At 62.1% G+C, this 23,651-nt stretch carries 22 protein-coding genes; 13 read left to right on the top strand and 9 right to left on the bottom strand.

Annotated features, from left to right (window positions below):
* Nucleotides 1–26 precede the first annotated feature (26 nt).
* From DENOEST_RS16365 to DENOEST_RS16375, 3 genes are read right to left on the bottom strand one after another with little or no spacing between them, the layout of a single operon-like run.
* The gene (locus tag DENOEST_RS16365; RefSeq protein ID WP_145769337.1) at nucleotides 27–665 is read right to left on the bottom strand and encodes a nuclear transport factor 2 family protein; all 639 of its coding nucleotides are present in this window, start codon (nucleotides 663–665) and stop codon (nucleotides 27–29) included.
* Nucleotides 658–1,317 (bottom strand): TetR/AcrR family transcriptional regulator, encoded by a 660-nt coding sequence (locus tag DENOEST_RS16370; protein ID WP_145769338.1) that lies wholly within the window; start codon nucleotides 1,315–1,317, stop codon nucleotides 658–660. Before DENOEST_RS16370 ends, DENOEST_RS16365 begins: the two co-directional genes overlap by 8 nt.
* A gap of 19 nt (nucleotides 1,318–1,336) precedes the next feature.
* The gene (locus DENOEST_RS16375) at nucleotides 1,337–2,326 is read right to left on the bottom strand and encodes an LLM class flavin-dependent oxidoreductase (RefSeq protein ID WP_145769339.1); all 990 of its coding nucleotides are present in this window, start codon (nucleotides 2,324–2,326) and stop codon (nucleotides 1,337–1,339) included.
* A gap of 188 nt (nucleotides 2,327–2,514) precedes the next feature.
* Between DENOEST_RS16375 and DENOEST_RS16380 the strand changes: the two genes are divergently transcribed.
* Complete coding sequence (locus DENOEST_RS16380; RefSeq protein ID WP_145769340.1) at nucleotides 2,515–2,925, top strand: Hsp20/alpha crystallin family protein; 411 nt, start codon at nucleotides 2,515–2,517, stop codon at nucleotides 2,923–2,925.
* A gap of 79 nt (nucleotides 2,926–3,004) precedes the next feature.
* Here the strand turns inward: DENOEST_RS16380 and DENOEST_RS20540 are convergent, their stop codons facing one another.
* Nucleotides 3,005–3,229, bottom strand: coding sequence for a helix-turn-helix domain-containing protein (locus DENOEST_RS20540; protein ID WP_145769341.1), 225 nt, complete (start codon nucleotides 3,227–3,229; stop codon nucleotides 3,005–3,007).
* Between the two features lie 139 nt (nucleotides 3,230–3,368).
* On the opposite strand from DENOEST_RS20540, the gene DENOEST_RS16390 reads away from it, so the two are divergent.
* The 3 genes from DENOEST_RS16390 (at nucleotide 3,369) to DENOEST_RS16400 (ending at nucleotide 5,978) form a co-directional block, all read left to right on the top strand.
* The gene (locus tag DENOEST_RS16390; RefSeq protein ID WP_145769342.1) at nucleotides 3,369–4,337 is read left to right on the top strand and encodes a GGDEF domain-containing protein; all 969 of its coding nucleotides are present in this window, start codon (nucleotides 3,369–3,371) and stop codon (nucleotides 4,335–4,337) included.
* A 109-nt stretch (nucleotides 4,338–4,446) separates the two neighbouring features.
* Nucleotides 4,447–5,331, top strand: coding sequence for an acetylglutamate kinase (gene argB / locus DENOEST_RS16395; RefSeq protein WP_145769343.1), 885 nt, complete (start codon nucleotides 4,447–4,449; stop codon nucleotides 5,329–5,331).
* A 2-nt stretch (nucleotides 5,332–5,333) separates the two neighbouring features.
* A complete protein-coding gene (locus DENOEST_RS16400) occupies nucleotides 5,334–5,978 on the top strand; it encodes a pyrimidine 5'-nucleotidase (RefSeq protein ID WP_145769556.1) in 645 nt (214 codons plus the stop codon).
* Between the two features lie 26 nt (nucleotides 5,979–6,004).
* Here the strand turns inward: DENOEST_RS16400 and hemB are convergent, their stop codons facing one another.
* Both hemB and yihA read right to left on the bottom strand, forming a co-directional pair.
* On the bottom strand, nucleotides 6,005–7,018 hold the full coding sequence (gene hemB, locus DENOEST_RS16405; RefSeq protein ID WP_145769344.1) for a porphobilinogen synthase: 1,014 nt from the start codon (nucleotides 7,016–7,018) through the stop codon (nucleotides 6,005–6,007).
* Between the two features lie 258 nt (nucleotides 7,019–7,276).
* Nucleotides 7,277–7,891, bottom strand: coding sequence for a ribosome biogenesis GTP-binding protein YihA/YsxC (gene yihA, locus DENOEST_RS16410; RefSeq protein WP_145769345.1), 615 nt, complete (start codon nucleotides 7,889–7,891; stop codon nucleotides 7,277–7,279).
* 104 nt (nucleotides 7,892–7,995) lie between these two features.
* Between yihA and DENOEST_RS16415 the strand changes: the two genes are divergently transcribed.
* From DENOEST_RS16415 to DENOEST_RS16450, 8 genes are all read left to right on the top strand, one after another.
* Nucleotides 7,996–8,640, top strand: a complete 645-nt coding sequence (locus DENOEST_RS16415) for a c-type cytochrome (protein WP_145769346.1) — start codon at nucleotides 7,996–7,998, stop codon at nucleotides 8,638–8,640.
* A gap of 316 nt (nucleotides 8,641–8,956) precedes the next feature.
* Nucleotides 8,957–9,772, top strand: coding sequence for a meso-2,3-butanediol dehydrogenase (locus DENOEST_RS16420; protein ID WP_145769347.1), 816 nt, complete (start codon nucleotides 8,957–8,959; stop codon nucleotides 9,770–9,772).
* A 34-nt stretch (nucleotides 9,773–9,806) separates the two neighbouring features.
* On the top strand, nucleotides 9,807–10,838 hold the full coding sequence (locus DENOEST_RS16425) for a medium chain dehydrogenase/reductase family protein (protein WP_145769348.1): 1,032 nt from the start codon (nucleotides 9,807–9,809) through the stop codon (nucleotides 10,836–10,838).
* 87 nt (nucleotides 10,839–10,925) lie between these two features.
* Complete coding sequence (locus DENOEST_RS16430) at nucleotides 10,926–12,665, top strand: thiamine pyrophosphate-binding protein (protein WP_145769349.1); 1,740 nt, start codon at nucleotides 10,926–10,928, stop codon at nucleotides 12,663–12,665.
* 4 nt (nucleotides 12,666–12,669) lie between these two features.
* Nucleotides 12,670–13,680, top strand: a complete 1,011-nt coding sequence (locus tag DENOEST_RS16435) for a zinc-dependent alcohol dehydrogenase (RefSeq protein WP_145769350.1) — start codon at nucleotides 12,670–12,672, stop codon at nucleotides 13,678–13,680.
* Between the two features lie 40 nt (nucleotides 13,681–13,720).
* Nucleotides 13,721–15,076: a metallophosphoesterase family protein gene (locus DENOEST_RS16440; protein ID WP_145769351.1), complete on the top strand. Its 1,356-nt coding sequence runs from the start codon at nucleotides 13,721–13,723 to the stop codon at nucleotides 15,074–15,076.
* A gap of 330 nt (nucleotides 15,077–15,406) precedes the next feature.
* A complete protein-coding gene (locus DENOEST_RS16445; RefSeq protein WP_145769352.1) occupies nucleotides 15,407–15,823 on the top strand; it encodes a Zn-ribbon domain-containing OB-fold protein in 417 nt (138 codons plus the stop codon).
* Between the two features lie 2 nt (nucleotides 15,824–15,825).
* Entirely contained in the window at nucleotides 15,826–16,995 is a 1,170-nt protein-coding gene (locus DENOEST_RS16450) for a lipid-transfer protein (protein ID WP_170228083.1), read from the top strand.
* A gap of 71 nt (nucleotides 16,996–17,066) precedes the next feature.
* On the opposite strand, the gene hemW is transcribed toward DENOEST_RS16450, so the two are convergent.
* Complete coding sequence (hemW, locus tag DENOEST_RS16455; protein WP_145769353.1) at nucleotides 17,067–18,272, bottom strand: radical SAM family heme chaperone HemW; 1,206 nt, start codon at nucleotides 18,270–18,272, stop codon at nucleotides 17,067–17,069.
* A gap of 86 nt (nucleotides 18,273–18,358) precedes the next feature.
* The gene (locus tag DENOEST_RS16460) at nucleotides 18,359–19,426 is read right to left on the bottom strand and encodes a helix-turn-helix transcriptional regulator (protein ID WP_145769354.1); all 1,068 of its coding nucleotides are present in this window, start codon (nucleotides 19,424–19,426) and stop codon (nucleotides 18,359–18,361) included.
* 165 nt (nucleotides 19,427–19,591) lie between these two features.
* Here DENOEST_RS16460 and DENOEST_RS16465 point away from each other — a divergent pair, with 165 nt between their 5' ends.
* Nucleotides 19,592–20,635 carry a nuclear transport factor 2 family protein gene (locus tag DENOEST_RS16465; RefSeq protein ID WP_145769355.1) on the top strand — a complete coding sequence of 348 codons (1,044 nt, stop codon included), beginning with the start codon at nucleotides 19,592–19,594 and terminating at the stop codon, nucleotides 20,633–20,635.
* A 101-nt stretch (nucleotides 20,636–20,736) separates the two neighbouring features.
* On the opposite strand, the gene DENOEST_RS16470 is transcribed toward DENOEST_RS16465, so the two are convergent.
* Nucleotides 20,737–23,643 (bottom strand): molybdopterin-dependent oxidoreductase, encoded by a 2,907-nt coding sequence (locus DENOEST_RS16470; RefSeq protein WP_145769356.1) that lies wholly within the window; start codon nucleotides 23,641–23,643, stop codon nucleotides 20,737–20,739.
* Between the last annotated feature and the right edge of the window lie 8 nt (nucleotides 23,644–23,651).

Consider the following 23,651-nt stretch of genomic DNA (forward strand, 5'->3'; position numbering starts at 1 on the left):
TTGCTTTGTTGCGGCGACGAGCGCGTTTAGCGCACCCGTATCTTCGGAATCGGCGCACCCCGGCGCATGGTTTCCAGGAATTTGTCCAGGGGAGCGGGCTCGGCGACTTCAGGCAAGCCTTCGGGCCGGTTGGCCCAGAAGTCCTTCCAGGAGGGCCACAACTCGGTCCAGGCGCCACTGTAGGGCTCACGACCTGGCCAGCGCATCTTCATGTCACCGATGGGCGGCTTGTTGAGGTCGGTGGCGTACCAGTAGCAGGGCAGGCGGCGGCGGAAATACCAGCGGCCGTCGATGCGCTCGTAGTCGTCCCAGTAGAGCATCTGCATGATCACCCACTCCGGGCCAGTCTCGTGCTCGTTCTTGGAATAGACGACGCCAAAGGCATGGTCCGGGTCCTTGAACTCGATGATGTGGCCGCCGATGTGGTGGGAGGTGCCGGTGAACTGCAGACGCAGGGTATCGTCCAGCCAGGCCCTCATGTGCTGGCGTCCGGTCTTGTCCTTGCTGACGCGAATGTCGGGTGCGAACAGGCCCACGTGGGCATCCAGGTCCCGCATATCCAGGGACAAGGCGTATTTCGCTGGCAGTTGCCGTATCTGATCAAGGGACTCGAGGCGGTCGATTCGTGCGGCCAGGTTGGCCAGGTCGAGATTTTGCTCAGTCATGGAGATGTTTTCCTGTAGCGATGAATCCGGGATCGAAGAAGGGCTGTCCAGGCCGGTCACGCCACTGTTCAAGCCCCAGGAGCACCTGCTCTGAAGCCAGGATCAGATATCGGCGGTTATAGATGCGCGGCGACAACACGGCATTGATGCTGACACCGGCGGCGAAATGGACCAGCATCTGGCCGGCCCGGGTGACGTCCAGTTCCGGCGCCACCTGCCCCAGGGCGACAGCTTCCTGGAGATCATGGGCAAATCGCTTGTAGGTCGCCAGGGAGCGCTGCTCCAGCAGGGCTTGCCAGTCGGGGCGGGTGATTGCCAGCCCCCAGTAGTTCAGCCGCACCTTCCAGTGCAGCGTCGCAGCGGGACTCAGAGGCAGGGTGCAGGTCAGGCGGGCACAGACGGCGTCCAGCCCCTCCTTGCCCCGGGTCAAACGCTGCTCATGCTTCAGGTAGCGTTCATCCACCCAGTCCAGTGCCTTACCAACGATGTGCTCCTTGTCATCGAAATAATGCTCGATGACTCCTTTGGAGAAACCAGTGCGCGCGGCAATTTCCCGAAAGGTAGCGGCCGCCAGGCCCTGCTCGGCGATCAGTTCCGCCGCAGCGCGGGCAATCAATTCACGGCGTTCGTCATGGTCAACTATTTTGGGCATGGCTAAAGATAAGTACGGTTCAGATCAGATTGAGTTTCACCCGGGGGGCAATCCGATCAAAGAATACTCGAAGCCCCTCCCAGCTCAGGTCCTTTTCCAGTCCTGACATCAGGGGATGCAGGACGAAGGCATCATTCGCTGCCATCGTCGGCGCCACTTCCAACACCTGTTCGGGAGTGGCCACCTGGTAGATCCCCATGGCGCGCAGAGCATCGGCATCGGTGACCTCCTGGAACATGGCGTCCAGGGAGGCGCCCGCCTGCCAGCGGGCATAGGTGTTGGTCTCGTAGAGGCAGTAGGGCGCAAGCCCTTGCCAGGTAAGGTCCGGATTCTCGCTGGCAAAGAGATAGGAGAAGGGCATGCGCCCCTGGTAGCGGGGAGTCTTGCCCAGGGCTTGGCATTCGGCCACGTAGATGTCATTGAGTTCGGGTAGCCCGCCGATGAAGGCATCCCCCAGGCGTGCCGCCCGGCGGGCGGCGGGAGCGCTCGTGCCTCCCATGAAGATCGGCGGCTGGGGCTGTTGTACGGGGCGCGGTCGGATGCGGCAGGGGCGGCCCCGATACTGGAACACGTCCCCAGTCCAGGCCTGCTTGAGCGTAGTGACGCCTTCCTCCATCAATGGGCCTCGCTGCTTCGGATCCACCCCGAACATGGCCATCTCTTCCGGGACATAACCGCCCAGCAACAACACCTCGGCGCGACCGTTACTCAACCGGTCCAGCACCGCCACGTCTTCAGCAATACGCAAGGGATCATGGAAGGGGAGGATTACATTGACCTGAAGTCGGACATTGCGGGTTATCCGGGCCGCAGCCGTCGCCAGCGCGATGGGGCTGGGGAGATAGTCATCCACCGAACCATGGTGCTCGCAGAAATTGATGGTGAGGGGAAAACCCAGGGTGTCCATCCAGGCCACCTGCTCCAAGGCGGTGTCATAGACATCTCCCAGAGACATGGGGGAAACGCCAGCCGGCGCACGACAGTCATATTTGATTGCGATGTAGGCCATGAAACTTCACGCTGCCCCTTGGTTGGCTGCCTCCACTATACCGGACAAACGTCCCATTTCAATCTCCCGGTATACGCGTTATCCATCCAGAGGCAACCCGGCCCCTTGAAATTCCGTATACCCATGCCTATATACGGGTCATGATGAACATGCGGCCCGATATTCACCCCCCACTCAAGGAGAAGAACATGGCAAATGTAACCCGTTACGACCCGCTAGATGACTTCTTCCGCGGCTTCCTGGTGCGTCCGGTAGAAATAGGCCAGGGCGACATGCCCTCGGTCAAGATTGATGTCAAGGAACAAGAAAAGGCCTACGTGGTCCATGCCGAACTGCCCGGCATCAACAAGGAAGACATCCACGTCAATATCGACGGCTCGATGGTGTCCATCTCGGCGGAACGCAAGCAGGAAAAGGAAGTCAAGGAAGGCGAGCGAGTACTGCGTACCGAGCGCTATTTCGGCAAGGTGTCCCGCAGCTTCCAGTTGGGCCAGGAAATCGACGACAACAAGGCCCGCGCCAAATTCAATGATGGCGTGCTGGAGCTGACCCTGCCCAAGAAGGCCACCACCCAGGCCAGACGGCTGGCAATCGACTGAACAAGGCCCTTCCAACTGAACCAGAGACGGGCGTGACTATTCCAGTCGCGCCCGTTTTCATATCTATTCGTCGGTTCTTTTACTCTTCGAACAAGCGGCTGACGGAAACCTCCAAGGCCAAGGCAATCCGCTCGATATTGGTCAGCGAAATATTGCGGGCACCCCGTTCCACATGGGCCACGAATGTTCTGTGCAGGCCCGCCTCAAAAGCCAATACCTCCTGAGACCACCCCCGCTGCCCCCTCAGTAACTTGATATTGCGGGCAAGAATCTCCTTTGCACCTGAAGCCCTCATTCCCTGCATTGTCCTTTCGATTTCATCAAGTAATTCGTGAAAGCATGGTGTTCTTATGCTGCTTTTAAGTCAGCAGTTTTTAAGTCACAATAGAAATATCCAGAACAACTAATGTCCAGGCGCAGACACATCGGAATAGGGGAATCAGATGAACACCTTGGGGACAGCCTGTAACACCGAGAAGCTGAAAGCAGTGATTGATGTACTTAATAATTCCCCTAATGGCGTAATGGTAACTGATGCAAGTGGCACTATTCTCTATGTCAATCCCACATTCACCACGGTCACCGGCTATACGCACGACGAGATCATCGGACGTACACCCAATGTGCTTCATTCCGGCTTGCAAGAGTCCGGTTTTTATGAGTCCATGTGGCGCGTCCTGAACGAGCAGGGCGCATGGCAGGGAGAGATTTCCAACCGTCGCAAGAATGGGGAAATCGTCGTGGAGCTTCTGTCGATCAATGCCATTCGCGACGAATCCGGCCAGCGAACCCATTACGTCGGCACCTTCTCAGATATCACCCACCTCAAGCAGTATCAGCACCAACTAGAGTACATGGCGCACTTCGATGCGCTTACCCAATTACCCAACCGAATATTGCTGACTGACCGCATACGCCAGGCAATTGCCTGGGTACAACGGCAGGGGACCTTGATTGCCATTTGCTATCTCGACCTGGATTCCTTCAAACCCATCAATGACACCTGCGGACATCACATTGGAGACTTGGTTCTGAAGGAAATTGCCGGCCGGCTCCAGATCGCCATACGAGAAGGAGATACTGTCGCCCGCGTGGGCGGAGATGAATTTGTTCTGTTGTTGAATGATCTGGATTCCATTCTTGAGGTACATCTGATCCTCAGCCGCTTGTTGGCGCATATTGCCCAGCCGCTGGATTGCCTGTCAGGACATTGCGTTTCGGCCAGCATAGGCGTAACGCTCTTTCCCATCGACGACAGCGACCCGGAAACCCTGATGCACCATGCGGATCAGGCCATGTACCGGGCAAAGGGATCTGAACCCACCTCCTATCATATCTACGACCCCAGCCAGGACCACAAGCTCCAAAACTTCCGGCAAAGGCTGAACCTCTGGAATCCCAACGACTGCTAGGGCAACAGGTGACCAGCGCTGATCGTCGAGTCCGGCGGAGACTTGACGCCAACGCATCCGTTCCCTGCCGTTAGAATGGCGCATTGTTATCCATTCCCGCCAACGCCCCATGAGCGAAAAATCCTCCCCCCACCTCAAGGCCGGCATCCTGGCCGAGGCCCTGCCCTACATCAAGCGTTTCCATGGCAGGACCATCGTCGTCAAGTACGGCGGCAACGCCATGACCGACGAACACCTGAAACAGTGTTTTGCCCGGGACGTAGTGCTATTGAAGCTGGTGGGTATGAACGTGGTGGTGGTCCATGGCGGTGGTCCCCAGATCGAGAATCTGCTGGCCCGGGTGGGCAAGAAGGGGGAGTTCATCCAGGGCATGCGTGTCACCGATGCCGAAACCATGGAAGTGGTGGAAATGGTACTGGGCGGCCAGGTGAACAAGGAAGTGGTGAACCTGATCAATCAGGCCGGTGGCAAGGCGGTGGGCCTGACCGGCAAGGACGGCAACTTCATCCGGGCCAAGAAGCTGCTGATGGCCCACAAGGACAATCCGGAGGACCTGATCGACATCGGCCAGGTGGGGGACATCGTCTCCATTGACCCCTCCCTGATTGCCCTGCTGGACACCGGCGCTTTCATCCCGGTGATCGCTCCCATCGGCGTCGGTCAGGAAGGGGAGACCTACAATATCAACGCCGACGTGGTGGCGGGCAAGATCGCCGAGGTGCTGAAGGCTGAAAAGCTGGTGCTGCTCACCAACACGCCCGGGGTGCTGGACAAGGACGGCAAGCTGCTGACCGGCATCACCCCCCGGGACATCGACGACATGGTGGCCGACGGCACCCTTTCCGGCGGCATGCTGCCCAAGATCGGCTCCGCCCTGGACGCCGCCCGCAGCGGGGTGAAGAGTGTCCATATCATCGATGGCCGGGTCGAGCATGCCCTGCTGCTGGAGATCCTGACCGACGAGGGCGTCGGCACCTTGATCAAGTCCAAGTGAGCATGCTGGGGGGCGGGCGCGTCTGGTTGTTCGATCTGGACAACACCCTCCACGACGCCACGCCCCACATCTTTCCCCACATCAACCGGGCCATGACCGAGTATCTTGCTCGGACCCTGAATCTGCCGGAAGCCGAAGCCAGTCGGGTGCGGGTGGACTACTGGCAGCGCTACGGCGCCACCCTGACCGGCATGATGCGTCACCATGGTACCGACCCGAACCACTTCCTCTGGCACACTCACCAGTTCCCCGACCTGAAGTCCATGGTGGTGTTCCGGCGGGCGCTGGGCGCCACGCTGAAAAAGCTGCCGGGCCGCAAGGTGGTGTTTTCCAACGCCCCCGCCCACTATGCGGAAGCGGTGCTGGAAATCATGGGCGTACGCCGGCACTTCGACGCCCTCTGGTCCATCGAGCAATTACGCTTCTGCCCCAAGCCGTTGCGCCAGGGTTTTCAGCGTCTGCTGCACCGGGAAGGGTTGCGCCCTGCCCAGTGCATCATGGTGGAGGACAGTGCCGAGAACCTGCGCACCGCCAAGCGTCTGGGCATGAAAACGGTCCTGATCTCCCGACGGCTGCGCACCCCGGCCTACGTGGACCAGCGCCTGGACTCCGTGCTGCATCTGCCCCGGCTTTTCGGGCGACTCTGAGCCTCCTGCTGCAACCCTGCCCTGACTTATGCCTTCCGCAGCAGTTCCGCCGCTTCCAGGGCGAAGTAGGTCAGGATGCCGTCCGCGCCGGCCCGCTTGAAGGCCAGCAAGGCCTCCAGGGTGCAGGCGTCCCGATCCAGCCAGCCATTGGCGAAGGCTGCCTGCATCATGGCGTACTCGCCGCTGACCTGATAGGCATAAGTCGGCACACCGAACTCGTCCTTCACCCGGCGCACGATGTCCAGATAGGGCATGCCGGGCTTCACCATCACCATGTCGGCGCCCTCCTCCAGGTCCAGGGCCACTTCCCGCAGGGCCTCGTCGCTGTTGGCTGGATCCATCTGGTAGGTGTATTTGTTGCCCTTGCCCAGATTGCCGGCAGAACCAACAGCATCCCGAAAGGGCCCGTAGAAGCTGGAAGCGTATTTGGCGGAATAGGCCAGGATGCGGGTATGGATCAGTTTCTCTCCGTCCAGGATGGAGCGTACGCGCCCGATGCGGCCGTCCATCATATCGGAAGGCGCCACCACGTCGGCGCCGGCCCTGGCGTGGCAAAGGGCCTGCTTGGCCAGAGCTTCCAGGGTCTCGTCGTTCATCACGTAGCCGCGGGGATCGGCCGGATCGATCAGGCCGTCCTGACCGTGACTGGTGTAGGGGTCCAGGGCCACATCGGTGATCACACCAAGTTCCGGGAACTCCCGCTTCAACCTTGCCACCACAGTGGGCACCAAACCCTCTGGATTCCAGGCCTCCTCGGCGGACTCCGACTTCTTGTCGGCACCGATCACGGGAAACAGGGCCAGGGCCGGCACACCCAGGGAGAGGGCACGCTCCGCCACGGGCAACAGGCGGTCCAGGGAAACCCGTTCCACGCCCGGCATGGAAGTCACCTGCTCGGTACGCCCCAGGCCTTCCAGCACAAAGACCGGATAGATCAGGTCGTCGGCGGAAAGTAGCGACTCCCGCATCAGGCGCCGGGAAAAATCGTCCCGGCGCATGCGCCGCATCCGGGCTGAGGGAAATTGATCTTTCAAGTTCATGATCTCACTCGCAAAAATATTTTCTGGAACTTTCTTGCTACTTATCTATCCTAAAGTTCAGGTGGCGTTCTGCCGCCTCCCGCTTTACCTCCCTGAGCGGGTGCCTTAATCCCCCTTAAGGCGTTTTGCCCTCGGCTTCCTCCCCTTTGGCCGAGGGCTTTTTCTTTCGGGGCTGTAAGCACCAAAAGAAAAAGCCCTTAGGACACGATGAGCCTACCCCTCCCCCCGGCCCCCTTCCCAAGGAAGGGGGTGACGAAGTCAGGAGGCCTCACCCCTGATCTCCGGATTCAACCAGCCGCCCACGATCTTTTCCACTTCTTCGATACCCTTTTTCTTCAGGCTGGAAAACAGTTGCAGGGTGATGTTGCCGACCAGGGACGCCGCTTCAGCCTTGGCATCCCGCAATACCTTGATCTGTTCTTGATTCGTCAGCTTGTCGGCCTTGGTCAGCAGACAGTGGATAGGCTTGCCGGTGGTGCCAAACCAGGCCACCATCTTCCGGTCCAGATCGGTGAAGGGGCGCCGGGCATCCATGATCAGCACCAGGCCCACCAGGTTCTCCCGCCGGGTCAGGTAGTGCTCCAGCAGTCCCTGCCACTGGCGGCGCACCGCTGCAGGCACTTCCGCATAGCCGTAGCCCGGAAGATCCACCAGGGCAGCCCCGTTCTTGAGACGGAACAGGTTGATCAACTGGGTTCGTCCCGGGGTCTTGGAAACGTAAGCCAGCCGGGTGTGGCCCGCCAGGGTATTGATGGCCGACGACTTGCCCGCATTGGAGCGTCCGGCAAAAGCCACTTCAGGCGCAGGGGAAAAGGGGAGTCCATCCGGACTGGCAACGGATATTTCAAAGGCCGCGTGACGGAATAGATTCATGATTTAAAAGGGTAATTCCCCAAGCCGGGCCGGCATGGGCGGGAGCTGACTAGCTGTTATAGAATATCAGGCTTTTGCGACCTCTCGCTCCAAGGAGTTCCCCGATGAAGCGTCACCTGCTGTCCTTGCTCTTCCTGCTCGCCGCCACCGCGACGCAGGCCGCCGACCATGCTGCCCCCAAGGCCGATGCCGCCAAGGGCCAACAGACCGCTGCCGGCGTCTGCGCTGCCTGCCACAATCCGGACGGCAACAGCATGATTCCGGTCAACCCCAAGCTGGCCGGCCAGCATGCCGACTATCTGGTCAAGCAGCTGCGCGAATTCAAGAACGGCACCCGTGCCAATCCGGTGATGCTGGGCATGTCGGCCATGCTGTCCGAGGATGATGCGCGCAACGTTGCTGCCTGGTTCGCATCCCAGACTCAGAAAGGCGGGGAAACCAAGAACCGGGAAACCCTGGAACTGGGGCAGAAGCTCTACCGGGGCGGTGACCAGGCCAAGGGTCTGCCCGCCTGCGCCGGTTGCCATGGCCCCTCGGGCGCTGGCATCCCGGCCCAATACCCTCGCCTGGGCGGCCAGCATGCCGAATACATCGAGGCCCAGTTGAAGTCCTTCCGCACCGCCGGTGCCGACCCCAAGGACACCAGCGGCCGTGCCAACGACCCCAACAAGATGATGCGCATGGTGGCGGTCAAGATGACCGACCCCGAGATCAAGGCCGTCGCCGACTATATCGCCGGCTTGCACTGATCCCACTGCCAGCAATACTCAAGGGCGGCCATCAGCCGCCCTTTTTTTGGTTCATCGCGCCTTGCCGGGGAAGGCCGCCCTGATCTTCAGGAAGCAACAGGCTGAGACGAAGATACCCGGGCGGTGCAAGAAGCGGGTGTGCGTATCCAGCCGCGATGGATCACTGCGGAGGACTACCGACAACAGATGACCGGCTAAAGCCCACTCACCAACCCCATTCCGGGTAGGTGGTGCTCCTCCAGATGTCCGTCCGGAGGGCTACAGATGTTAGCCTCCTTGAGCTGAAAATAATTCAGCTGCCCAAGGAGCCCCCCACATGCCCTCATCATCCCCAACAGCCTACTTAACCGGCCGTGTCGCTCTAGTTACCGGCGGAACATCAGGTATCGGTGCCGCCACGGTACGTGAACTCATTGGCCATGGCGCCCGGGTGATGATCGCCGGCATCGAAGATGAAGCCGGCGCGGCGATGGTCACGGAACTGTGCGCCACCCATGGCGCCGATACCGCCCGCTATGTCCATGCCGACGTTTCGGTGCTGGCCGAGGTTGAAACCATGGTGGCGGCTGTCGAACAGGCCTATGGCCGCCTCGATATCCTGGTGAACAACGCCGGCGTCGGCAATTACGGCGAGACACCGGACCTGGCGCCGGAACAATGGGAGCGGGTGCTGGGCATCAACCTGAATTCCATTTTCTACGGCTGCAAGTTCGCCATCCCCCTGATGCGGCGCCAAGGTGGCGGCGCCATCGTTAATATCGCCTCCATTTCCGGCATGGCGGCCGATTACGGCTTCACCGCCTACGCCGCTTCCAAGGGCGCTGCCATCAACTACACCCGGGCTCTGGCCCTGGACCATGCCCGGGACCACATCCGAGTCAATGCCGTATGCCCCGGCCTGATCGAAACGCCGCTGACGGCGGCCACGCTCGCGGCCCCGGCCGTCCGGGAAACCTGGTCAGCCAATGTGCCCCTGAACCGTCCCGGCAGGCCCGAGGAAATCGCCAAACTGGTGCGCTTCCTGGCCTCCGACGACGCCAGCTACATGACGGGGGCCATCATCCCAGTGGATGGCGGCCTGACGGCCTGGACCGGCCAGCCCAACATGCCCAAGGTGCTGGGTCTGGTTTGAATGTGGCAGTCGGCACCATGGAAAAGGAATCCCCATGACATGGCAAAAGATCCTGATTGACCAATTCGGCGGACCGGAGGTGCTTCGGATCGTGACACTGGATTCGCTGCCCGAACCCGGGCCTGGCCAGGTCCGCATCCGGGTCAGGACGGCGGGCACCGGCACCACCGACACCCTGGTACGACGGGGAGACTATCCCGGCGTCAAGGGCAAGCTCCCCCTGACCCCTGGCTATGACTGGGTCGGCGTGGTGGACGCCCTGGGGCCAGGCGTGACGGCGTTCCGGGTCGGAGATACGGTGGCCGATCTTTCGGTGACCGGGGCCTATACCCAGTACCTGTGCGTCGAGGCCGACCGCCTGGTCGCCGCCCCCCCCGGACTGGATCCGGCAGCGGCCGTGTGCATGCTGCTGCCCTACACCACCGCTTATCAGATGTTGACCCGCCTGGGTTCCTTGCGGCCCGGGGCCATCTGCCTGGTCCATGCCGGCGGCGGCGCAGTCGGGACCGCCCTCTTGGACCTGGGCCGTCACCTGGGGCTGCGCATGATTGCCACCGGCTCCGCCTCGAAGCGAGGGCTGATCGAAAGTTTTGGCGCCCGGGCCATCGATTACCGGCGTGAAGATTTCATCGCCCGGACCCTGGAAATGGCGCCATCGGGCGTCGATGCCGTGTTCGATACCCTGGGGGGACGGAGCTGGGCAAGGTCCCGCCGCTGCCTGGGCCCTGGCGGCATGCTGGTGGGTTACGGGGCACTGGAACTGGCCCAGGGACGGGAATCCCTGGCCAGCCTGATGTGGGGATTCGCCCGACTGCTGGCCCTCTGGAAGCTGTTGCCGGACGGCCGCCATTACCACTTCTACAACATCGCCAATCGCCGGCAAGCCTGCCCGGAGGAATTCCGCCAGGACGTGGCGACGCTGTTCTCCCTGCTTGCCCAGGGCCGACTCCAGCCGATCATCGCCGACACCCTGCCCCTCGCGTCGGCCGCCGAAGCCCACCGGCGTATCGAGGCCGCTACGGTCCTCGGCCGTATCGTGCTGGACTGCGACCAGCCTTTGACTTAACGCAGCACGCGAATGCCGAATTAAAAACAGGACCGCCCCCAGCCAGATCGTGACACTTCCCGGGGCGCCAATCAAAAAGGAGAGAGCATGACCTCAAACATCCACCGTCCCGATGGCGGCGAATTGCTGGCCCGTACCCTGAAGGCCGCCGGCGTCGAAGAAATTTTCGCCCTCCACGGCGGCCACCTGGAATCCTTCTGGCAGGGCTGCGTGCGCCACGGCCTGCGCCTCACGGACTTCCGCCACGAATCCTCCGCCGGCCACGCGGCCGACGCCTATGCTCGCACCACGGGCCGGCTCGGCGTCTGCGTGGTGACCTCCGGCCCCGGTTTCACCAACGTCATCACCGCCATCACCAACGCCTATCTGGACGGGGTGCCGGTGCTGTTCATCGTCGGCTCACCGCCCCTGCGGGACGTGGAGACCAATCCGCTGCAGGGCGGCATCGACCAGGTGGCCATCGCCACGCCCACCACCAAGTGGGCCCACCGTGTCACCCATACCGAACGCATTCCCGAACTCGCCGCCCAGGCCATCCGCACCTGCCTGAACGGCCGCCCCGGGCCGGTGCTGCTGGACGTGCCCATCGACGTGCTGCACATCCCCGTGGATGAGGCGCGGGTGCGCCCGGCCACAGGCCTGAACGTGCGTACCGCCCCTGCTCCGTCGCCCGTCGATGTGTCCGCTATTATCGACATGCTGAAGGCGGCCCAGCGCCCGGCGATCTTCGTCGGCAACGGCATCCGTTTCGCCAAGGCCGAGGGCGAGTTGCAGCGTTTCGCCGAAGCCGCCGGCATCCCCGTGTTCTGCGGCGGCCACGGCTATGGCGCGCTGCCCTACGACCACCCGCTCTGGGGCAAGGATCTGGCGCTGCTGGGCGCTCTGGGCATGATGGGCCAGCCGGGCCTCGATGCGCTGTTGGTCGTGGGCGCCCGCCTCGGCCTATTCACCGGTGGCCGCAGCGAGGCCATCGTGCCCAGCGGAACACCCATTGCCCAAGTGGATCTGCATCCCGCCGAACTGGGACGCTTGCGGGAGGTGAAGATTCCGGTGCTGGCAGATGCCCGCGAAACCTTCCGCGCGCTGGCCGACACAGCCCAGTCGGTGGATTGGCCGGACTGGTCGACCTGGGCCGCCACCTCCACCGCCATCAAGTCCATGACCGGGGCGATGTTCGGCCCGGCCCAGGCGGAACAGTCGCCGCTCCATCCTTACCACGCCATGGAGACCGTGGCGGCCGCGATGCCCCGGGACGCGATCTACGTCCTCGACGGCGGCGAGACCTCCGCCTGGAGCCACATGGCGCTGAAAGCGGACGCCAGCTGCCAGATCATCGGCGCCGGCTACCATGGCTGCCTCGGCGTCGGTCCGGGGATGGCCATCGGCGCCCAGATCGCCCACCCCGACAAGCGGGTAGTGCAGATCACTGGCGACGGCGCCATGGGCTTCCACATCCAGGAATTCGACACCCAGGTACGCAAGCAGCTGCCCGTGGTGACGATCATTTTCAACAACCAGCTATGGGGCATGTCGGCCCACGGCCAGGATCTGATCTACGGCCGCGCCCAGCGCGTCATCGCCGATCTCCCCGGCACCCGCTACGCCGACATCGCACTGGCCTTCGGCTGCCACGCCGAGCGGGTGGAGCGGCTGGCCGATCTGGCGCCGGCCCTGGCCCGCGCCCTGGCCGCCGGCAAGCCGGCCTGCGTCGAGGTGATGATCGATCCCGAGGTGATGCATCCCACCATGCCCGCCATGGTGGGCGCCGACAATCCGGGGCCGAACGAGATCATGATCCCCTATTACGACAACATCGTGATGGACTGAGACGATGAAACAAGTTCAAGTCTTCAACTGCGACGACGTGCGCCTCGCCGAGGTGCCCGAGCCCGAGTGCGGCCCCGACGACGTGCTGGTCGAAGTGGCCGCCTGCGGCATCTGCGGCAGCGACTTCGGCTACATCCACAGCGGCGGCCCGATGGGACCCACCGGCCAGCCGATGCCCCTGGGCCACGAGTTCGCCGGACGCATCGCCGCCGTCGGCGCCCAGGTGAAAACCTGGCGCCTGGGCCAGGCGGTGGTGGTGAATCCGCTCTCCGCCGCCAACATGATCGGCAACGGCGGCCCCGAGGGCGCCTTCGCGCCCCAGGTGCGGGTGCGGGCGGCGGAAGCGCCAGGCACCCTGTTCGCCCTGCCGGACACGGTGCCCCTGGAACGGGGTGCCCTGGCCGAGCCCCTGGCCGTGGCCTTCCACGCCGTCAGCCAGGGCGCGGCCGGGCCCCAGACGCGAGCCGTGGTGCTGGGCGCCGGCCCCATCGGCCTGGGCTGCGTGATCGGCCTGAAGCGGGCCGGCGTCAAGGATGTGGTGGTGCTGGACCGCGCCGCCCATCGGCGCGAGATTGCCCGTCAACTGGGCGCCGACGCCACCTTCGCCGACATGGACGAAACCTTCTGGGCGGGTCTTAGCGAACGCCACGGCAGCACGCCCTTCTACGGCATGCCCCTGCCGGCCACCGACCTCTTCATCGATTGCTCCGGCGCGCCGGCACTGGTGGAGGCCGCGATACAGCGCGCCGCCCCCGGCACGCGGCTGGTGCTGGTGGCGGTCTACAAGCAGCCGGCAGCCCTGGATCTGACCCTGGTGATGGCCAAGGAAATCCAGGTTTGCGGCGCCTTTTCCTACGGCGACAGCTTCCCCGACGCCATCGACCACCTGGCCCGGCACGGCGACGCGGTGGCGCCTTACGCCAGCCACCGCCTGCCCCTGTCCCAGTTCCAGGAGGCCCTGGCCCTGGCGAGCGATCCGGAACGGGCGGCCAAGGTGCTGGTGATTCCCGACTGAGCCGGGCAGTCCGGCAAACCCAGCACGAAACTGACGACAAATGCAAAAACCATTCAACCTATCCAACCTGGCGCGCCTGCTGGCGGTCGCTGCAGCCCTGCCGATCCTGGCCGGCTGCGGCGCCCTGCCGGCGACCCCTTCCGCCGAGCGGGATTTCGTTCTGGCAGTGATCCCCGATACCCAGAACATGCTGGACTACCGCCACCAGCAGGCCGAGGGTTTCAAGTTCGACGCCAACGACCTGTTCGTCGGCCAGATGCGCTACCTCGCCGACAACGCGCGCTCGGCCGGCGGCAAAGTGGCCTTCGTCGCCGCCGTTGGCGACGTCTGGCAGCATCAGACCGCCACCATGGAGACGGACCATGCCGCCCGCGGCCATCGGGCCGTGCCCAATCCTTATTTCTCGGTGGAGCTGGAGGTCACACCCAAGGCCAAGACCGTGGAGATGCCCGCCGCCCTGGCTGGCTACCGCCTGCTCGACGGCCGCGTGCCCTTCGGCGTGGCACCCGGCAACCACGACTACGACGCCATGTGGGCCGACGCCCGCTTCCCGCCGGTGCCACCCCAGGAACTGGGCAAGCTCATGGCGGCCCATCCGCAGACGCCGGTGGAATCCCGCCCTGACTTGATCGGCATGCTGCATATCGGCGGCCTGGACAACTTCCGCAGCATCTTTGGTGCCGACAGCGGCTTCTTCAAGGGCAAGGACTGGTACGTGGCCAGCTACCACGGCGGCGCCGACAGCGCCCAGATCTTCAGTGCCGGCGGCTACAGCTTCCTCCATCTCGCGCTGGAAATGCAGCCTGGCGACGATGTGCTGGCCTGGGCCGCCGACGTGATGGCGGCCCATCCGGGCCTGCCTACCATCGTCACCACCCACGACTACCTGAACGGCGCGGGCGAGCGGCACGGCAACCCGATCGTGGACCTGAAACGCCTCGACGATCGCCACAACGACGCCGAGGATCTGTGGCAGAAGCTGATCCGCCGCCACGACCAGATTTTCCTGGTGCTCTGCGGCCATCAGCGGGGCCAGGCGATGCGCGTCGACGCCAATGGGGCAGGCCATCAGGTGGTGCAGATCCTGGCCGACTACCAGGACCGGGGCCAGTCCGCCATCGAGGCCGGCGTGCCGCCCGGCCTGCGCGGCCGGCCGGTGCCCATCGGCGACGGCTGGCTGCGCCTGATGCACTTCGATTTCGCCGCCGCGGTGCCCAGCGTCCAGGTCAAGACCTATTCTCCCCATTACCGGCGCTATTCGGGGGAAACCTCCGACTACGCCAAGTGGTACAAAGCGCTCGAACAACCGGCGCTGAGCGATGGGGAATTCTTCGCCGCGGACGACTATCGCTTCACGCTGCCGGACTTCCGGGAGCGCTTCGGCCCGCCGCGCTGAACCCGGACGCGCCACAGGAGGACGCGGCCATGCGGAACTTGGCCGGGAAATGCCGGCCGCCGTGCAGTGGGCGCGGGGCATGATCGCTTGAGCGGTCGCCGGGGCAGGCAGCAGCGTTTCCCCGCTCCGGACAAAGACTGTCCCCGGTCCCCGGCGATGTTTACCCCTGCGCGTTGCCCGCTGCCCACTATGCGAACAAAAATAACGATCGTTCTATATATAATATGCAATGTAATCGAACGTAGATGGCGCTCGCCGCGTCAGTAGCCGGACATCACCGGCTCGCGTCGCCAGGGCGGTGCTCAAACTGAAACCGAGGAGAAATGACTGATGGCCGGACATGGTCGGATCAAGCCCCCGATGGGGCGTGACAACGGATGGTGGTGGGAGCAGGCGGCGCAAGGTGTGGTGGCGATCCAGCGGTGCTCCGGTTGCGGAACCCTGCGGCATCCGCCGCGGCCCATGTGCAGCGAATGCCGCTCACTGGAGTGGGATTTCATTCCCGCCGGCGGCCAGGGCACGGTGCTCAGCTACACCGTGCTCTACCACCCCCAGTTCCCGGGGTATGAATATCCCCTGATCACCGTCCTGGTGGATCTCGAGGAGGGCGTCCGGATGACGGCCACCCTGAAGGATTGCGACCCCGCCGACGTCGAGTTCGGCATGAAGGTCAGCGCATTTATTCACGAAGACCCGGACGGCTTCAAGATTCCGATGTTCCGTCCGGCCCAGCAGGGGAGGGTTTGACCATGCCGATCAGCATGAAGAACGAAGCCGCGATCGCCGGCATCGGCGCCACGAAATTCAGCAAGAACTCCGGCGTATCGGAGTATTCCCTGGCCTGCGAGGCCGTGCGCAACTGTCTGGATGACGCGGGGCTAGACCCCAGGGAAGTGGATGGCCTGGTGACCTACACCATGGACTCCAACGACGAGGTCGAGGTAGCCAATGCCGTGGGCCTGGGCGATCTCACCATGTACGCCAAAATCAACTACGGTGGCGGCGCCGCCGTGGGTCTGATCCATCAGGCTGCCATGGCCGTGGCTACCGGCGCGGCCAAGAACGTGGTGGTCTGGCGCGCAATGAACGGCCGCTCCGGCCAGCGCATGGGCCAGGGCGTTTCCGGCAACATCATCACTGCCGACCTGATCCACTGGTCCTGGTACATGGCCCACGGCATGGTGACACCGGCCTCCTGGGTGACGATGATCTCCAACAAGTACATGCACGAATTCGGCGTGACCTCGGCGCATCTGGCGGAAGTAGCCATGGCCCAGCGCGAATTTGCCCAGAAAAATCCAGTGGCGGCGGGCTATGGCAAGCCCCTGACGCTGGAGGAATACATGAACGCCAAGAAAATCACCGACCGCCTCAATATCTACGACTGTTGTCAGGAAACCGACGGCGCCATCGCGCTCTTGATCACCAGCACCGAGCGGGCGAAAGATCTGAAGCACAAGCCGGCGGTGATCCGTGCGGTGACCCAGGCCGCCAGCCGGGGCCAGGAACAGATGACCAGCTTCTACCGGGCGGAAATGGACAGCCTGCCGGAGATGGAACTGGCGGCGCGCCGCGTCTACGCCATGTCCGGCCTTGGCCCCGACGACATCGACGCTGCCTGCTTCTACGACGCCTTCACGCCGGAAGTGCTGATGCAACTGGAGTCCTTCGGCTTCTGCAAGCGTGGCGAAGCCAAGGATTTCGTCGCCGCCGGCAATCTGCGCCTGAACGGACGCCTGCCCAACAACACCCACGGCGGGCTCCTGTCCGAGTGCTACATCCACGGCATGAACAACGTTGCCGAGGGCGCACGGCTGATCCGCGGCACCTCCTGCAACCAGCCCAAGAAGGCCGACCATGTGCTGGTGTCCAGCGGCGTCGGCGTGCCGACCGGTGCCCTGATCCTCGGCCAGCCGTAACTCGGCCAAGCCGTACCCCAACAGGGGAGGCTTCGCTGAACCCCGCCCCCGTAGCCACGGGGGCGTTTTTTTTAATCCGTCAAGAAACGCTGCAGCAGGGTATTCAGGTAGCGCCGCCCCAACGGAGTAGGGCGAATGCAGTCGCCGGCCAGCTGCAATAGCCCGTCGGTTTGAGCCGCCCGCAGCGGCGCTTCGATCACGGCCAAGGGCAGGCCGGTGCGCTCGGCGAACAGCGACGGCGCAAAGCCATCGCTAAGGCGCAGCGCATTCATCAGGAACTCGAAGGGCAGTTCCGTCGACGACACTTCCCGCCGCTCCTGGGCAAACTCGCCGCGCCGCGCCGACTCCAGGTATTCCCGGGGGTGGCGGCGCCGGGTTTCCCGCACAATGTTGAACGCCGAACTGAGCTTGCCATGGGCGCCGGCGCCGATGCCCAGATAATCGCCGAAGTTCCAGTAGTTGAGGTTGTGGGCGCAGCGCTGGCCGGGGCGAGCATAGGCCGAGGTTTCGTAATGCTCGAAGCCGGCGCCGGCAAGGGTCTCCTCCACCATGTCCTGCATGTCGGCGGCCAGATCCTCGTCGGGCAGCGGCGGCGGGCGGTGATGGAAGGCCGTGTTCGGCTCCAGGGTCAGATGGTAGGCCGACAGATGGCCCGTGCCGAAGGCGAGCGCCGTTTCCAAGTCACGCCGGGCCTGGGCCAGGGTCTGCTCGGGCAGGGCGTACATCAGGTCGATGTTCACCCGCTCGAAATGCGCCAGGGCCAGGTCAATGGCGCGCTTCGCCTCGTCGGCACTATGGATGCGTCCCAGGGCAGTAAGCTTGCTGTCGTCGAAGCTCTGGATGCCCAGGGACACCCGAGTCACGCCGGCGTCACGGAAACCGGCGAACTTCTCCGCTTCCACCGTGCCGGGGTTGGCCTCCAGGGTGATCTCGGCGCCCGGCAACAGCGGCAGGCGGGCGCGCACCGCTGCCAGCAGAGTATCGATCGCCGCCACCGACAGCAGGCTGGGCGTGCCGCCGCCGATGAACACGCTATGCACCGGCCGGTTCCAGACCTGGGGCAAAGCCGACTCCAGATCGGCAATCAGCGCAGCGATGTAGTCGTCCTCAGGAATGCTTCCCTTCGCCTCATGGGAGTTGAAGTCGCAGTACGGGCACTTGCGCACACACCAGGGCACGTGGATGTAGAGCGACAAAGGAGGTGGAGCCGAAAGACCGGAGGGCACGCCCCCATGATTGACGGCCGGCGCGGCTGTGATGGGGATGATGCGTTTCATGGGCTCTTTGAAGATGGCAATGTGGTGATCCCTCCGCAGAGAGGGTGCTCTATCTATGGTCGGTCAGAAAATCAGGCCACAGCGTTTCAATGATCATGCTGGAATCGGTGGCGATAGTCGCTTGGACTGTAGCCGGCCCATTTGCCGAATGCCCTGCGAAATGCTCTATCGTCGCCAAATCCCATTCGTATTGCAACCTCCTGAATGGAGAGGTCGGTACGCTTGAGCAAATATTCGGCATAGTCTCGTTGGCAGTCGCTACGCAGCTTCCCATAGCTGCTTCCTTCTTCCCGGAGCCGCCGGCACAAAGTGGCGCTGCTCATGTAAAAAAGCTGTGCTGCAGCAGGGAGCTTGGGCAGTGGCTGGCCCCGCTGCATCACTCCCATCAACAGTACCCGCAGTTGATCGGAAATCGATGTTGCTTCATAGGGACAAGAAGTCGCCCATGAGTCGAAGGGAAAATAGTCGATGACCTGGAGCAATTCCGCGTAGGACCTGACGACGGGCATATCCATGTAGGAAGATGCGAGAATGAGCCGATTGGCTGATTGGCCGTAGTCCAGTGGAACGCCGAGAAAATCCAGCATCAGCAGCGGATCGTCAGGCGCCGAATACATGACCGTTGCCTTGGTCAGCTGAATCTGTTTGCCAATCAGCCAGGAGAACAATTTGCTGTAGAGATTCATGCTGGCGAGATCCACCATCAGCCCCGCGAAATCGTGACGGCGTCGGTGGGAATCGACGACGATCTCCGCCCACCCCCCATGCCGCTCGGCTTTGATGGTCCCTCCCCTGGGACCAAGAGCCCGGTTGAATGCCGCGGCACGTTCCACAACCTCCCAAAGATTGGTGCAATTGATGACGCAGAAGCACATCAAATCCACCACTTCCTTGGTAAAGGGCTGGCGGTCGGAGCGGTGACTGGTTTCACCCTCCAACATCCTGAGCACAAAACCATAAAAATGAATGAATTCCCCGACCGGCAAGGTGATGATTTCGCTTGCGGGTAAGGGAATGCCGGCCTGCTGGAACAACTGGGAACGGGAATGCCCCAAACGTTCCAGTTCATCCAGCGCCGGCTTCAGATGGGCAATGGGAACAGCTTTTTGCATCTGTGGGCGGAGGTCATCAATGTTAATGGTTGTCGCAGCCAAGGCTTGTTCTGTTCGGTGCCATGATATTCATCACGTTTCATGTCGGTTTGTCATACAAGGCAGCATCCGTAGCAGATTGACTGGAAATGTCCGTTGCTTGACTCGGAATTATCCTTCCGTAAGCCAAGGTCGTGTACCTATCATGGTTTCTCCAACAATCCCCAAATGGAGGATGCGAAGATGGGAAAGTGGTCTAGAGCAGAATTGAAAGAATCCTTCGATAAGTTGATGGATGTAACTGACCGGTGTTTCATATCGGACCCCTTTGATCTGACGGACTGGCTCCACTGCTACACGGACGATGTGGTCTGGCACGATCTTGGCAGCGGCTTCAACAATGGCTGGGATCAGGAACTCAATGGGCGGGTAGCGGTGAATCAATGGCTGACGGCATCGCTGTCGGCAGCAAAGGCTTCGCCTCTCAATGCCGGCCCTCCCGATACGGAAATGAAGTATTGGCCCGTGCCATGGTACATCCTGGATGAGGAACGAGGCTGGGCGCTATGCGAATGGCAGAATCGGATGCGGGACCCGGGAACCGGAGCGGTATTCGAGGAAAAGTGCTATTCCCAGCTGATTTACGGCGGCAATGGCCAATGGCGCTTTGAAGCAGATATTTACAACCCGACGCGACTCCGCATGATGAAAGTCCGCTGGCTGAATGCACGCAGGCAGGCCGAAGCGGCGAACATCCCCATGCCACCGTTGGATCTCGACTGGGGACTGCGTCTGGTGGACCAAGAGAAAGAACTGGGACAAAGTTGGTCACGAGAAGAAATTCAACGTGCTTTCGACAAATACATTGCATGTGCGCAAGGCAAGCCGGAAGACCATGCAAATTGCTTTACCGATGATGCCGCTTATCGGGAACTCGGCTTTGGCTTCCAGAATGGCTGGCAAGAAGAAATACGCGGACGCAAGACAATCCTGAATTGGTTCACGCAACGATCAAATACCTTTCCCGATAACCAAAGACAGCTTGTGCCCGTCAGTTGGCACGTAATCGACGAAACCCGCGGCTGGGTGGTGTTCGAGTGCCTGAATCAAATGCAAGATCCAGGCAACGGCACAGTTTTCCAAATGCGCAGCTTCAGCCGGATGAAATATGCCGGCAACGATCAATGGCACTTCAAGGAGGACATTTACGATCCGGTGAAAATGCGCGGGATGTTCGAGCGTTGGCGCGAGGTGCATGACAGCCTGAAGTGAAGCAGCCCCTTGCACCTCAAGAACTTTCATGAGGTGCAAGGTTTCGTCTAAGTAATCGCCGTAACCCCAGCTTCACCTCGATAAAAACTGCAATCCGCGGGTCACAGGCGCCGCACTTCGACGCGGGTATCCCGGTCGCTCATGCCTGGTTGCCGCATGTGCCCCGGTGTTTGCAGGTAAGGAGAGCCTCCCGCCAGTTCCACCGGATTGATGGGGCTGGCCATGACCACCCGGCTGCCGACGCCGCCTTCGTACTGGTAATCCTCGAACGCGTGGTAATGCATCAACATCCCGGGGGCAATCGCCGGAGAAATCTTCACCCGGACCCGGAACCGTCCGACATCATTGAACACCTCGACCCGATCCCAGTCCTTGATCCCACGCCGCTTTGCATCCTCCACACCCATATACAAACAGGGTTCTCCCCGCTGCAGACGCAACATCAGGGAATCGGACTGCTGCAAGGCATGGATGCTCCAACGGGCATGGCCGCTATTCAGCATCAGCGGATAGTCGCCGCCGGCCTTGAGGGGCGCCTTGAAGGCCGGCAACTCCTCCCCGAGTTCGAGGTACCAGGGATGATCGATGTAGAACTGGATGCGGCCACTCAGGGTGTTCCAGGGCAGTTTGTCCCGGGTGTGCCAGATAAAGGGGGTGATCGTTTCATCAGCCTTCCAGTCCGTTGCCGAATCGTTGCTGCTTTTTCCGAGGCTTGTAATTGGCGCATAGCCACGCTGGCTGATCTCTTCCCATTTCACGCCCCCCAGGTTGGATGATTTTTCGATCAACTGCCGGCACAACTTCTCCACGTCATTCCGCCCCAGAGCACCATTCATCGTATAGACACCGAGAAACTCGTCGAAGCGGCGCTTCTCCTGATGCCGGTCGATGAAACCCTCCAGTCCCCGTGCGATGGCCCGCTTCTGAATCTCGTTGGCAAGCATCCAGTAGATTTCCCACTCATCCCTAGACTCTCCCAGGGCGGGAACCACTGGCTGGGCCGCATAGGCGTTGATCATGGAGCCGGAATAGAAGCCGGCGTTGGGCTTTTCATAAAACCCGGAAACGGGCAGGAAATAATCGGCGTGATGAACGGTGCTGCTCATCCTCATGTCGGTGACCACCACCAACTCCAGCTTGGGCCAGAGCACCTCCAGAAGCTTGTGGGAGGAGCGGACCCTGCGCAGTACGTTGCCCCCCACCTGGAAAAAGACCTTGGGCGTATGGTCCCTGGGGGGTTCGAGCCCCTGCCAACCCTTAGCCAGCGCCTCCTCCAGATAGGCCTCGGGAGCTCGGGGCAGGGTTTTGTCCCAGGGCTGGTTGCTGACTTGGGAAACACCCCCATGCACGTTCCAGAAAAGCGTTGCGCAGGCCGATACCTTGGCGTCAACCCAACTATCCTCCAGGCCGCGCTTGGCATAACGCGACATGGGTTTCTCCTGGAAGTTGTTGCGAATCAGCTCATACCACTGACGCATATTGAGCTTCTTGGTCAGTTTGCGCGTCCGGCGACGAGCAACGTCCCTCCCCAGCGCATCGGGATAGACGATGGCTGCACCTGTCGTCCAGCCTGCCCCTTTGCGGCCGAGATGGCCGCAAAGCACGAAGACCAGGATCTGGGCACGCATCATGAGGTCGCCGTGATGGTATTTCCCCAGGGCGAAGCTTTCCACGTTGCACGCGGCGCGGGCTTTCCCGATCATATGGGCAAGCTTCCGGATGATGGCCGGCGGCGTGCCGCACAGTTCACTTGCCGCTTCCGGGGTATAGGCAGCAACAAGGGCCTTCAGCCGTTCGAATACCGGCTGCACCTTGACCAGTCCGTCCAAGGTTTCGACCTCGAAAACACCCTCCAGCGCGGGCCGGTGGCCATTCAGGCGCAAAGAGGTCGTGTCCAGTTCCTGAAGGCGGTTCCTGCCTTCATCCCAGAAATACAGCTGCTCTTCGGAACCGTCTCGTTTCAAATCAGATTCGCGCAAATAACGCTTATTGTCCAGGCGCACCAGCACCGGCATGTCGGTCTGCTCGCGCAGCAGATCCTGGTCATGGAGGCCCTCGTCGATGACGATCTTGCATATCGCCAAGGCCAGGGCGGTATCGGTGCCCGAACGCACGGGCACCCAGTGATCCGCATGCATCGCCGTGGCGTTGTAATCCGGCGAGATGACGACGAACTGGGTTCCCCGATAGCGGGCCTCGGTGAGATAGTGGAAATTGGGAATCTGGGTGAAAGCCGGATTGCCGCTCCAGCAAAGCACCAGATCGGAATGAAACACATCGTCCGAAGTCCGGGCGCCGATGATCGTCCCATAAGTGATGGCCGCCCCCTGCATGTCGTCCCCGACTTCCGTGTTGAGGTCGAGGAGCACGCAATCCGTGGCATCGGCAAATTGCATGGCGGCACCAAAGGTCGTCACGCCGATTTCAGCGGTCGTCCCCATATCCATCACCAGTGAATTCGAGCCTTCCCGGGCAAGGATATCCACGGTTTTCTCGGCGATCTCGCCGATCGCCTGCTCCCAACTGATCTCCTCCCACTCACCGCCACCCCGCTCGCCTTTGCGCTTGAGAGGGCGGGTGAGTCGCGCCTCGCCCTGCATCAGGTGGCTGTAACCACAGCCTTTCTGGCAACCCCGTGGATTGGCATCGGGCAGGCCCTTGCGTAGCGTGGTGTAGGTGGCGGCCTGCTCTTCCCGGATCACCTTGCCGTCGCGAACATAGACCTCGAACGCACAGTGCGCTTGGTAGGCGCAGTTATTGAAATGGGTGCTGCGCTTGGTGTAGTCCCAGGTCCAACGCTTACGATAGTGGTTGAGAAAATCGTCGCCCGTGGGCATTGGCTCAGGCTGGGCGGGGCCCTTATAGGCGAAGGGCTGGTGAGTCGGGGGCGCACCTTCCGACGCCGGTGCTGTCGTGGCGGCAGCACCATTGAAGGCCGCGGAACCCGCCACAAGACCGGAGAGCTTGAGTACATCCCGGCGGGACAAACCGTTCTTGTTCTGGCTCATGACAATCG

This window comes from Denitratisoma oestradiolicum (assembly GCF_902813185.1).
In the GTDB taxonomy this organism is placed as follows: domain Bacteria; phylum Pseudomonadota; class Gammaproteobacteria; order Burkholderiales; family Rhodocyclaceae; genus Denitratisoma; species Denitratisoma oestradiolicum.